The sequence below is a fragment of the Pleomorphochaeta caudata genome, assembly GCF_055395745.1.
This window is the reverse complement of the sequence record NZ_AP042458.1, coordinates 1,441,099-1,453,781: the sequence shown is the minus strand read 5'-3', so window position 1 is coordinate 1,453,781 and position 12,683 is coordinate 1,441,099. Positions and strand designations below refer to the sequence as shown.

13 protein-coding genes are annotated in these 12,683 nt (G+C 26.9%); all 13 read right to left on the bottom strand.

Annotation, left to right across the window (positions count from 1 at the left end; translation table 11 throughout):
- A complete protein-coding gene (locus ACZ5RS_RS06665) occupies positions 1–273 on the bottom strand; it encodes an ACT domain-containing protein (RefSeq protein ID WP_464638616.1) in 273 nt (90 codons plus the stop codon).
- 115 nt (positions 274–388) lie between these two features.
- A complete protein-coding gene (locus ACZ5RS_RS06660; RefSeq protein WP_464638614.1) occupies positions 389–1,048 on the bottom strand; it encodes a hypothetical protein in 660 nt (219 codons plus the stop codon).
- Between the two features lie 10 nt (positions 1,049–1,058).
- Positions 1,059–1,634, bottom strand: a complete 576-nt coding sequence (locus tag ACZ5RS_RS06655; protein WP_464638612.1) for a TetR/AcrR family transcriptional regulator — start codon at positions 1,632–1,634, stop codon at positions 1,059–1,061.
- 240 nt (positions 1,635–1,874) lie between these two features.
- Positions 1,875–2,543 (bottom strand): ATP-binding cassette domain-containing protein, encoded by a 669-nt coding sequence (locus ACZ5RS_RS06650; protein ID WP_464638610.1) that lies wholly within the window; start codon positions 2,541–2,543, stop codon positions 1,875–1,877.
- Positions 2,544–2,678: 135 nt separating this feature from the next.
- Positions 2,679–4,025 (bottom strand): radical SAM/SPASM domain-containing protein, encoded by a 1,347-nt coding sequence (locus ACZ5RS_RS06645; protein ID WP_464638608.1) that lies wholly within the window; start codon positions 4,023–4,025, stop codon positions 2,679–2,681.
- A gap of 70 nt (positions 4,026–4,095) precedes the next feature.
- The gene (locus tag ACZ5RS_RS06640) at positions 4,096–4,662 is read right to left on the bottom strand and encodes a TetR/AcrR family transcriptional regulator (protein WP_464638606.1); all 567 of its coding nucleotides are present in this window, start codon (positions 4,660–4,662) and stop codon (positions 4,096–4,098) included.
- A gap of 136 nt (positions 4,663–4,798) precedes the next feature.
- Complete coding sequence (locus tag ACZ5RS_RS06635; RefSeq protein WP_464638604.1) at positions 4,799–5,248, bottom strand: NUDIX hydrolase; 450 nt, start codon at positions 5,246–5,248, stop codon at positions 4,799–4,801.
- A 104-nt stretch (positions 5,249–5,352) separates the two neighbouring features.
- Positions 5,353–6,951, bottom strand: a complete 1,599-nt coding sequence (locus ACZ5RS_RS06630; protein WP_464638602.1) for a glycoside hydrolase family 13 protein — start codon at positions 6,949–6,951, stop codon at positions 5,353–5,355.
- Positions 6,948–7,853, bottom strand: a complete 906-nt coding sequence (locus tag ACZ5RS_RS06625; protein ID WP_464638600.1) for an AraC family transcriptional regulator — start codon at positions 7,851–7,853, stop codon at positions 6,948–6,950. Before ACZ5RS_RS06625 ends, ACZ5RS_RS06630 begins: the two co-directional genes overlap by 4 nt.
- Before the next feature lie 3 nt (positions 7,854–7,856).
- Positions 7,857–9,461: a glycoside hydrolase family 66 protein gene (locus tag ACZ5RS_RS06620; RefSeq protein ID WP_464638598.1), complete on the bottom strand. Its 1,605-nt coding sequence runs from the start codon at positions 9,459–9,461 to the stop codon at positions 7,857–7,859.
- 3 nt (positions 9,462–9,464) lie between these two features.
- On the bottom strand, positions 9,465–10,307 hold the full coding sequence (locus ACZ5RS_RS06615; protein ID WP_464638596.1) for a carbohydrate ABC transporter permease: 843 nt from the start codon (positions 10,305–10,307) through the stop codon (positions 9,465–9,467).
- The gene (locus tag ACZ5RS_RS06610) at positions 10,307–11,215 is read right to left on the bottom strand and encodes a carbohydrate ABC transporter permease (protein WP_464638594.1); all 909 of its coding nucleotides are present in this window, start codon (positions 11,213–11,215) and stop codon (positions 10,307–10,309) included. Before ACZ5RS_RS06610 ends, ACZ5RS_RS06615 begins: the two co-directional genes overlap by 1 nt.
- Positions 11,216–11,238: 23 nt before the next feature.
- The gene (locus ACZ5RS_RS06605; RefSeq protein WP_464638592.1) at positions 11,239–12,459 is read right to left on the bottom strand and encodes an extracellular solute-binding protein; all 1,221 of its coding nucleotides are present in this window, start codon (positions 12,457–12,459) and stop codon (positions 11,239–11,241) included.
- Positions 12,460–12,683: the final 224 nt, after the last annotated feature.

Sequence of the window (12,683 nt, the reverse complement as noted above, 5' to 3'; positions counted from 1 at the left end):
CTAAATGCGTTGCATCTTTTCAAAAATTTCTTCTTTTTGAAGCTTAATTTGAACTCCCAGTTCATCACCAATACTATGTAATTCTTCAGCTACTTTATGAAATTCTTTTGTACACTTATCTGTATCACAAATCATCATCATCTGAAATAATCCACCAACAATAGTTTGTGAGATATCCAATATGTTTACATTATTTTCAGCTAAATAAGTACAAATACTAGCAATAATTCCTACTTTGTCTTTACCGACAACACTTATAATTGATTTTTCCATACGGCAAGTATATATAATTCACAAAAAAAATAAAATATTTTTATTTATGATTATTGAGATTATTTATAATAATAAAATACGAAAATCTAATTTTAAAAAAACGTTATACCATTTTTTATAGTGTTTTTTTGCAATCTTTCAATCCTAATAAGACTATCCACACATAAGCTAAAGTTTTAGGTAACATTAGAGCACCAACAATTGGATAAAATGGAGCAAACAAAACAACAGCTATATAAAATAAAAATGATAAACTTATTGCAAGTGGCATATTAGAATAAATATCACTCTTATTATTTTTAGTTTCTTTAATAAATAGAACTATAATTATTATTCCCATAATTAAGAAAGGAATATTTCTAAAAAGTGACCAGCTATAAGGTTTTGTTGCATAAGTCCATCTATTTTGTGGTAATATTGATAAAACAATTCTAATTGCTGCTAATAAATAAAGAGTTAAATCTAACTTTTTATAATTTTCTTTTTTATATCTTATTTTAAACACATTATACAAAATGATATAAAAAATTGTCATTGTAATTGAAGTAACCATTTCTCCAAAACCTAAATAATAAGTAAATTGAGAAAAGTCATTATTCCAAATTGCTAAAATTCGAGGAACCAAGTGAAATGAATCACCAAGGCCTAAAATAATAGCCATAATTCCAAATAATCTATGTTCTTTTTTTGTTGATTTAACAAAAATATAGATACCAATTGTAACAACACTAATCAAATATAATACATCAAATAAAATTTCAAATTTTGCACCCATAAAAAACTCCTTAATTAAAATAATTTTTGACTAATAAAATTAATCTTTTATATGTTTTTGAATTTCTAGTAGCATCAAAAATAATTGTATTAAAAATCAAATCAGAAGTTTCTTTTACAGCTACTAAATCATCAGTATGAATTAAATTCTTATCGTTTAAAATTGCTTTATAGATAAATTCTTTTAATTGATTTTTGTAATAATCCATTTTCTCAACTGCAACTTCCAATTCATCATTTTCAAATAGTTTTCCATGATTTAATAAATTAAAAATTGGTGATTTTTCTTCTAAAAATAACCTATATTCCAATTCTATAGTTTCTTCAAAAGAGAGATTTTCATTACCATTAACTTTAGAAATAATAACATTCCAATAATTTGATTCTAATTCTATCAATATATCTAATTTAGTTGAAAAATATTTATAAATCGAACCAACTGATACATTAGCCTCTTTTGCTATATTTCTAATAGATAAGCCTTTTACCCCCTCTTTTAATAAAATATCTTGAGAGGTTAAAAGCAATTTTTCTTTTGAAATGTTTTTAATATTCATTTTTATCACTCCAAAATGAACAGTGTTCATTTTAATTTAAACATATCCACTTATCTCAATATTGTCAAGGAATAATGACCTTCAAAAAAAGTCTATAGAAGTTTACAAGTAAATTTTTTTGATTTAAATAAAATTTTTATAATAAAAACCATTATTAAAACAATACTTAATTGAAGCAAAAAATTAAGATATTCTTGCTTTAGAGAACCATTTACATTCATTCTTTAGTACTAGTTTAAAAAAATTAATATTAAAGTTATTGATCATAATTTAAGCTCTCTCTAAATAAATTTCTTTTAATTTATTTGCACTAATTTCTTCAAATCCATCATCAAATATAGAATCAAATTCAATTTGACCATTTTTTAAAATTATTATTCTTTTAGCTATTTGAGAAATTATATCCAAGTTATGTGAAACAAAAACTATATTTGTAGTATTTTTTAATTTAATTAATTCATCAATTACTACAGTTTGAGAAACATAATCTAAAGAACTAAATACTTCATCCAAGAATAAATTTTCAGGAGAACAAATTATCGCTAATAATAGTGCTCCTTTAATAAATTGACCATCAGATAATTCAAAAACTGCATTGTCCAAAAATTCTCTTAATTCAAATTTATCTATTAAAAAATCAATTATAGATTTATCTGCCTTAATCAAATCAACTAACAAATTCAAATGATCATTTAATGATAAATTATTAATCAAACCTGATCTGTTTGATCCGATAAACCATTTTGAATCATAGTGGATTTTCTTTGTCTTATTGTCGTATGGATAAATGCCTGCAAGAATTTTTAAAAGTGTGGTTTTCCCTACTCCATTATGACCACAAAAAGCGGTGATATTATAATCATAAAATGATTTAATTTCTAAATTTTTAAAAATATATTTATTTCTCTTATATGAAAAATTAATTTCAGGAATATCCATAAAAACCACCTTTATTAATATTATTTGTTTTATTAACATTAGTAACATAACAATATATTAACAAAGGTATAAAGATTAATTTAAATCGACAAGCTTCTTGTTTAAGAAATCATTTTATAGAAAACTAAAAATTTATTAAGCTTTTTTTTCATTTTCCCATAATTGATCAGCAACAATCGCCCATTTTTTAGCTACATCTTCAGTTTTTTTAGTCAATTCCACTACATTTTCTCTATCTTTTGGTTGAGTAGAAGTAGCCTTGGAATTTAAAACCATTTTTCTTAACATCTCTGGATTGTCTAACAAAGGACAAGGTCTTAACATATTTTCATTAAATGGTTGATATTTCTTATATTCTTCAAATAAAGGTTGTTTTAAAGCTTCTAATAAACTTACTTTTTTAATATTAGCTGAGGAATAGTGAATGAAAGCACAAGGTTCAACATCACCGTTTGCATTTATATGAAGATACCTTCTTCCTCCTGCAATGCAACCATTAACGTAAGATCCATCATTCCAAAAGTCTATTGTAAAAATAGGTTTTGTTTTTCTATATTCTCTTAACTTCTCATACATATGCTTTCTTTGTTCAGCTGTTGCAATCAATTCAGGTACTGCATCTTTTCCTAAAGGCATATATGTAAAGAACCAACCAAAATAACAACCTTTTTCTATCATGAAATCGATATACTCTTGAGAAGAAATAACCGCTTCATTTTTCCTATGATAACAAGTAGAGAAGCCAAAACCTATACCATATTTTTTTAGGATATCCATTCCTTCAATTACTTTTTTATAGGTACCCTTTCCTCTTCTCATATCGGTTTCTTCTTCAAAACCTTCAATACTTATTGCAAAGGTAACATTACCAACTTCTTGTAATTTTTTTGCATAATCTTCATCAAATAAAGTTCCATTAGTAAAAGCTAAAAACACACAATCATTATGCTCTTTTGCCAATTTTATTATATCATCTCGTCTTACCATTGGCTCCCCACCAGATAAAACATAGACATAAGTACCTAAGGCTTTTCCTTGTTCAACAATACTGCTTAGAAGAGAATAATCCATGGAATCTTTTTGTTCATATTCAGCTGCCCAGCAACCAATACATTTTAGATTACATGCTGAAGTTGGATCCATTAATATTGCCCAGGGAATATTACAATTGTATTTTTTTCGACTTTCATCTAAAACTTTAAAGCCTTCAATTCCTGCATTAATTGTTAAATTTAATAACAATCTTTTTCTCATATTTGGATTTAAATCTGTTAAAATTTTTTCTATAAAAGAATGCCAAGGACTACTTTCATCATTCCAATAATCAACAATTTTTTTATATTGGGCTTTAGTGATATCTTGCATTGGCATTTTACCTGCCCATTTAATTAATTTTGGAAAATTATCAATTGGATCTTTTTCCAAATAATTAAACCCTTGCTGTAAGATTTTTTTACTTAATAAACTTTTATTATTTTTCATTTCTATATCTCCTTAATAAAAAATTAAAAAAATATATAAAATAAACTGATATAATTAAATTCAATCAAAATTATAATTCAGCAAAAATACCTATTAAATTATCTCTAATATCACTATTTTTTGTTGGGATTTGTTGTAAAATTGACAATATAATATAAGAATTATAAATATATATTTTTTCTTTTTTATATGAAATTCGATCTTTTGCTTTTTCTAGAATTAAATTATTAATTAGATTATTCATCTTTTTTATTCTAGATTTAATATTTTTAAACATTTGATTATCTTCTCGTCTAATAGCTAACCAAGCTTCAATTAATATCAAAATAATATTTGTATTATTAAATTCTTTATCCCATTTTTCATTAAGATTTTTCACTTTGTCATGGATTGATAAATTTTCAATATTTGCTATTTTTAAAACATCTTTTTCTATTGATTCAATTATGAAATAAATAGTGTTTTCAAATATCTCATCTTTAGATTTAAAATAATAATAAAGTGTTGTTCTACTCATATCACAAGCATTGGCAATATCAACAATATTTGTATTATAATAGCCTTTATCAATAAAAACTTTAAAAGCATTTAAAATTATATTTTTTCTAGTTTTTTCTAAATCAACAATCTTAGGCATATGTTTTTCCTTTTATCGACATGAGTGTCAATAAAAAAGGTATTTTATTTTGACACCTATGTCAATAAAAAAACATTAAATTATGTTTAATTATTAAAATAATTTGTTTAAAATATTTATTAATTTTTAAAAAAGATTATTTATCCCAGCCATTTTCACTATAGAAATCACCATTTTTAATAGCAGAAATGGCACTTTTAATATAAGAAATTGTATTATTTGGTAGATTATCAAGATCAAACCATGAAAGATCACTACATTTATTAGGTTCTTTATTCACAATCTCACCTTGCCAATTATTAGCAGTAAAAAAGACATCTACTCTTTCATTATTTTCAAGAGTTTTAGAATCTCTATGCATAACATGAGATACTTTTATATCTTCTTCTTTTAAAGTAATTCCAGCTTCTTCATGAGCTTCTCTTATAATACATTGAGTAAAGGTTTCACCTCTTTCAACATGGCCTGCAATAACTGAATAATTTCCATCTTCAAATCCTGTATTAAATCTACGAAGTAATAATATTTTATTATTCTTTATTAAAACTAAATATGATGCAGGAATATTTGTATTTCTTTTTTCCATAAAAGGCTCCTTAAATTAATAATAATTTAATAAAGATTTAATGACAACAAAAGATCCCCGAAGGGATCTTTTATTTCAATAAATGTTTATATTTTTTTTAAATCTTAATTTAAAACTCTTGCTTCATATGGTAATAAATATTGTGAATCTGGATTATCAACATTATCTAAAAGAATATTTTTCAAATCTTGTTCATCAATTTTTACTTTTTTATCACTCATATTGCAGATGATTCTAACTTTTTCATTTCCTAAAATTCTTTCATAAGCAAAAACGTTTTCACTCTCTTCCATTATTGGATTAAAATCGCCTTCAATAATAATTTTATTAGTAGATTTTAATTTAATTAATTTTTTGTAATAATTAAAAACCGAGGCTTCATCTTGCTTTTCTTTTTGTGCATTAAATTCTACATAATCAGGATTAACTCCTATCCAAGGTTCATTTTGTGAGAACCCCGCGAATTTAGAATTATCCCATTGCATTGGGGTTCTAGCATTATCACGACCTTTTTTTAATATACTATCGAAAGCCCATTTTTTATCTTTGGCATTTTGATAAAAATTAATACTCTCAATATCTCTTAAATCTTCAATTCCATTAAAAGGTACATTTGCCATAGCAAGTTCTTCCCCTTGATAGATAAAAGAAGTACCTTTGAGCAAATGAACAGCTGTACCCAACATTTTTGCGCTTCTTATTCGATATTCACTTGTGCTTGTATTACCAAAACGGGATACACTTCTAGGTTGATCATGATTTGAAAGGAATAAACTATTCCATTTAAGAGTTTTTTGCCATTTTGTAAGAATTGATTTAAATTCTGTGATACTAAAAGGCTTAATATGCCATTTATCTTCATAACCATCCATATCTACTAAATCAAATTGGAAAATCATATCTAATTCTTTACCATCATTTACAAGAGATGGAGCATTTTCAACATTAGTAAAAGGAGTTTCACCTACACACATGCAATCTCGTCCTACAAAACAAGTCTGTCTCATTTCTTTTAAATAATCATGTAACTTTGGTTGCATTGCAAAATATTGAGGAGAAAATACATAACCTTCCCCCTCTTCTTCAGGAAGACCTTCTGCCTTAGCAATAAGATTAATAACATCCATTCTAAAACCATCAACGCCTTTATCAAGCCAACGATTTATCATTGAATAAACATCATCTCTCACTTCAACATTTTCCCAATTTAAATCAGGCTGTTTTTTTGAAAATAGATGAAGGTACCATTGTTTTCTACTTTCACAATAGCTCCATGCTGAAGGAACAAAAAAAGAAGCCCAATTGTTTGGTTTATCTCTCCAAATATAGTAATTTGAATATTTATTATTCTTGTCTTTAGAGGATTCTTTAAACCATTTATGTTCATCGGATGTATGATTGACTACAAGATCCATGATAAGTTTAATATCTTTCTCATGAAGGGTTTTTAGTAATTCATCAAAATCCTCCATAGTTCCAAACTCGTTCATTATTTTTTCATAATTTCTTATATCATAACCCATATCATCATTTGGAGAATCATATATTGGATTCAACCAAACAGCACCTATTCCTAAATCAGATAGATAATCTATTTTGTTGATTATACCTCTTAAATCTCCAATGCCATCATTATTACTATCACAGAAGCTTCTAGGATATATTTGATATATAACTCTTTCTTCCCACCAATTTCTTTTCATTCACTTCTCCTCTTTCTCTTATAATATTCAGTTGCTGTCATACCAGTTTCTTTATGAAATAATTTAGAAAAATAATATTTGTCAGAAATTCCAACCATTTCGCCAACTTCACCAAAACTAAGGTTTGTAGTTGCAATTAATTCTTTGGAATTTTTTATTCGTAAACTGTTTAGATATCTAAAAATAGTATTCCCTGTAAATTGAGAAAAGACACGATTTAAATAATCAAAATTCAAGTCCATCTCAATTTCAATATCTTCACTATTTATTTTTTTAGTATAATTATCATTTAAATAATTAAGTAATTGCTCAGTTAAAATCTCACCTTTATGTTTTTTCTCTGCGCTATCAACTTTTATTAAAACAAATTCATGCGCTACTTGAGAGAGAAAACTTAAAAATTCAACGGATACTCTTTGTTTATAAAGTTCATCTCTATCCTGGTAAATTGTTACTATTTTTCTTATTTTCTCTTTAAAATCAAGGTGAGAAATCCTAAATACTTTTGGCAAATATGTAATACCATCAGTAGGTGTTGTTTCAGCTAAACAATAACTAAGTTTACTAGATCTTCTCTTTTCTAACATTTTTGGAATTATTTCTTTTTCTGTTAAATCAGTTAAACAAAACCCTTCATCAGAAAAATGAAAATAGAAATAGTCACAAGTAGCTAAAGCATACCCTACATGCTTTACCCCAGGTTTTAATACAAAAAAATCTCCAGCTCTTAAATGGTATTTAATATTACCTTCTCTAATAAACATTTCACCATTTATAATCACATAAACTACAAATTCTTTTTTTAGTTCACGCTGAAAATGTTTCCACGGCGTAGGATATTTAATACGCCCAGCCATACGAACTGTAGGTAAAATTTCAGTATTCAAAGAATACATTTCCATATTTTACTCCATTTCAACAACTACCATAGTCCAAAATTCTATTTTAGGAATTTTAATTGAATATAATCGTCCTTCGTCTATTATATCATAGGTGAAATCGAGTTTAAAAGGTCTAATATCATCTAAATCTGGACTTGCTAACCAAACATTTTTTACTATCCGATTTAGACGCATTTTTATAAGAACATCTTCAACTAATTGCGGGGTATTTTTTGCTTTATTCCAAAGACTATTATTATTTAATAAATTAATAAATTGGCAAGAAATTATATTTTTTGTTTCCTTTATGATTGTCCAAACACAATTTTCTAATCCAATAGGAGAAAAATTAACACCCTTTGATTTAAAAATAATATCTTCATTTATTCCACCAGAATGCAGTGATGAAACATCCATTCCCTTATTCTTATAAAGCATATTTTTATAAGCTACTATAAAATCAAAATACCTAATTGTTATTGGAACAAAACTATCTCTAAGAGTAGAATATTTTGCATAATAACTATTAGAAAGTACTGCTTTATTTTCGCCCATAATAAGTTGGGTTCCACCAGAAGAATTTATTGTTGCAAAAGTAAGTCTCCAAGCATTTTCAGCTGCTTCTTGATCTGAGTCCTTAAAAGGCTCATCATAGCAAGCTAAAACTACATTTTCATGACCTAAAAGTTTTGCTTTTTTAATAAGTAAATATAAATCATAATATGAATCATGTGGTGGCCAAACTTCTATATATGCAGCATCACTACATCTTGAAACAGTTTCTGTAGGCCAATCATTAACAGCATTAAATATAACACCAGTATCTAGACTTTCTTTTTTAAGGGATGATTCAACCTTATCCATAAGATGTGGTATTTCATCATCTAGAAAAACAATATTTCCATTATAATCACAACCAGTTTTTGGAAATCCATAAGTATCCATATGAATCCCTTCAAAACCAATTTCCTTTACAGCCTTTACAAATTCATTTGTTATATAATCACTCCAACCATTAGATTGTGAAATATTCATATAATAAAGCCAATTAGCAAACTTTAGGGGTTTCTTATCTATTGTATATAAACACCAAGATGGATGTGCTTTATAAATTTTATCAGTTGCAGCATATATAGCACCATATGCAAAAGCTCTCATACCAGAGGCTTTACATCTAGAGACTTTATCTTTAATAACGCTTAAATTTATCTTTCTATTTAAAGGATCAAAATATTCTTCATCTTTAGAAATTAAATCATCATGGCGATACATCCAATCATAAAATTGAACTGTATTTATATGTAGCCTTGATAAACTCTCTATCTCCTTACCATCAGATAAATTTTCAAAATCTGATAAGAACCCATATAGAACTGAATCATTAACATTTTCTTCTATTACAAAGGAGCCCTGATAATCTTCAATTGTTAAAATATAACTACCAACTTCAAGATTAGAAAAAGTAATAATACTTTTACCATTATCCCTTTGAAACAGAGATATATAATCTTTTATTATAATATTTTCTCTTTGAAGAATTATCTCTTTTTGAACATTTTTATCAATCGAAACAATAACTTTCTCACCAGATAAATATCTGGCCTTACTAAAAACTAAATTTGTATTCATAAATTAACCTTTAACTGCGCCTTGAGATAGGCCACCAACAACCATTTTTTTCTGAGCAAATAAGAAAAGAACAACAACAGGAATTAACGCTAAAATAGATGCTGAGAAAACCCATTCCCAACGAGTTGAATGTTCTCCATTCAACCTTTGTAGCAACAAAGGAAGCGTAATCATTTTTTCATTAGCTCCAACTAAAACTTTTGCACTAAAATATTCTTCCCAAAATCCTTGAAATGCAAAAACACTCATAGTTCCAATTGAAGGAGTAGATAATGGTAATAAAATTTTAAAGAAAATTGTTCCATGCCCTCCACCATCAATTATTACAGATTCCGATAAATCTTTAGGTATACTTCTAAAAAAGTTTCTTAAGAAAAAAGTATTTCCACATATACAAGTAGAGACATAAATTAAAATTAATCCAGATCTTTTTCCTATAAGATTTATATCTGTAAAAGGAATTCTAAGCCATTTTAAAATAATAAATTGAGGTATTATATTTAAAAAGCCAGGAAGCATTAATGTAAAAATATAAACTGCAAATATTAAGTCTCTACCTTTAAATTTTATTCTTGCAAAACCATAAGCTGATAAAGTAGAAATAAATATTGCAATAACCATAGTGATGAAAGTATTAACAATACTATTAACAAGTGCTGTAGTAAATAAGGGCATTGATAGTACATGTTTATATCCATCCAAATTAAAACTTGATGGGAAAATCCTAGGGGGATATGGTAAAACATAACTAAAAGTTTCAAATGAATTTGAAATCATAAATAAAAATGGAATTGAAAATATTAGTAGGAAAAAAATTAAAATAATCCAATTAATAGCTTTTTTCATTAATTTTCCTCCTCATCTAATTTCAAAGTTTTATTTAAAACTAGCGTTAAAATTACAATAGTAATAGAACTTATAAGACCAACCGCAGAAGCTTGTCCAAATTGGAATTTACCAAAAGCTCTATCATAAAGCATGTATTGTAAAACACTTGTTCTTCCATTAGGACCACCACTGGTTAATAACATTACTTGCAAGAAAACATTAAAAGATCCAATAATCATATTAACTAGTACAAAAAATGTAGTGGGTTTTAAACTAGGCATAGTAATGAATCTAAATTTCTGCCAACTAGTTGCACCATCTAAATCCGAAGCTTCATAAAGCATATTTGGAATTGATTGAAGTGCTGCTAAATAAATTAACATAGCCCAACCTGTATTTTTCCAAATACCCATTATCCAAATAGCAGCATTACCAGACCATTCTCTAAGTAACCAAGGAACATAATCATCTAATATATGCATTACATCTACTAAAAAATAGTTAATTAGGCCTCTACTAGAATTATTAAACATATATTGAAAGACTAAAGAAACTATAACCCAAGAAGTTATAACGGGTAGATAGAAACCCACCTTAAATATACTTCCACCTTTCTTTAAATTATTTATAAGATAGCTGAAAATCATTCCTCCAAAAACAATGAAAGGAACTGTTACGATGGCATATAGAAAGTTATTCCTATATGCATACCAAAATTCTTTATTTGATTCAGTAAAGATTGTCTTAAAGTTTTCAAGTCCAACAAAACTAATTTTACCTTGTACGATTTGATAATTTGAAAAAGCTATTCTAAGTGTAAATATCATAGGGAAAATAACAAAAACACTTATCAGTATTAACCCTGGTAATACAAATGGATAAGCATATCTCCATCCATTTAAATCTCTTCTGCTATAGTTTTTCATTCTATATACCATCTTATATATATTTATTTAGATAGGATTGTATCTAATTCTGAAGCTAATTTATCCATTTGAGCTTGTACTGCCTCTCCATCAACAAAAATTGAAGTCATAGCATTTTTCCAAGCAGTTTCTATATCCCCTGTATATGGAGATGGAATTCTAGCCTTTGCTGATTTAAGTTGTTCCATATATACAGACCAAACAGGATTTTCCAAAACTGCAGGGGATTCAACCATATCTTTTAAAACAGGGAGTTGTCCTGATTTTAACATTGCTTTTTGTACTTTATCACTAGTCATAAATTGTGCAAATTTCCAAGCAGCATCTTGATATTTTGAAGTTGAGAAAACAGCAATATTTTCACCACCAACAATAGAAGCACTTTTACCTTCATATGTTGGAATTAAGGAAGGAACAATACCAATATCAGCTTTTGCATTAAAGTTATACCAAGGACCTTCAAAGAACATAGCATATTCACTTTCAATACCATCCCAAGCATCAACACTACCATCAAGATCTCTAATTGTAAAAATACCTTCATCATGAAGTTTTATCATAGTATTAATAGCATTAACACTTGCTGCACTATTGATATAGCCACTAGCCTTTGTAAAGCCATCATCTGTTAAAACTCCGCCAAATAACCAGAAATATGTATATAAATCCCAATCACCAAAGCCCGAAACATTTAAAGAATATGTGTCTCTGTTTTTAGCCTTATCTAAAAATTCTTCCATAGTTGTTGGAACTTTGTCTAAATCTAATTCATTTTTTAATATATTAGTATTTACTACAGCAGCCTTACAGTTTGTATCTAAAGGTAATCCATAATATGAACCTTTAAATAGATTTGTTGATAAAGGACCTTCTAAAAAATTATCCTTTAAAGATGCAAATTCAGGATAATCACTTACAGCTGTTAAACCACCTTGATTTGCATAAGCTGCAGTTTTAGTAATTTCTATACGAGCAACATCAGGTCCATTACCAGTACCAAAAGAAGTAACAATCATTTGATGATATTGACTACCATCTTGTCTGATACAATCAATTTTAATATTAGGATTCTCTGCTTCCCACATTGGAATTACTTCATTAAGTAAAATTTCTTCTTCACCTTCTCCATAGGTGTACCAAAATTTTAATGTAACATCACCATTTTTTTCTTCTGGAGCCCCAGATGCAAAAATAGATGAAACAACAATTATTGAAGATAATAACAATAATATAACCTTTTTCATAATTTCCTCCTTTTAAAGTGAAATTCACTTCATTTAACGGTAGTATTATAAATTAGGCAATTAGTGAAATAAATGGATAATAATGATAATATTTGTAATATAGCGACTTTTTATACCCTTATTTAACCTATTTTTTCATTAATGAATAATTCAAAATATTATACTTTTATTATTAATATTATCCTATTTTTCTCTTTTCTTATAGAAATATATTTTAATATTTT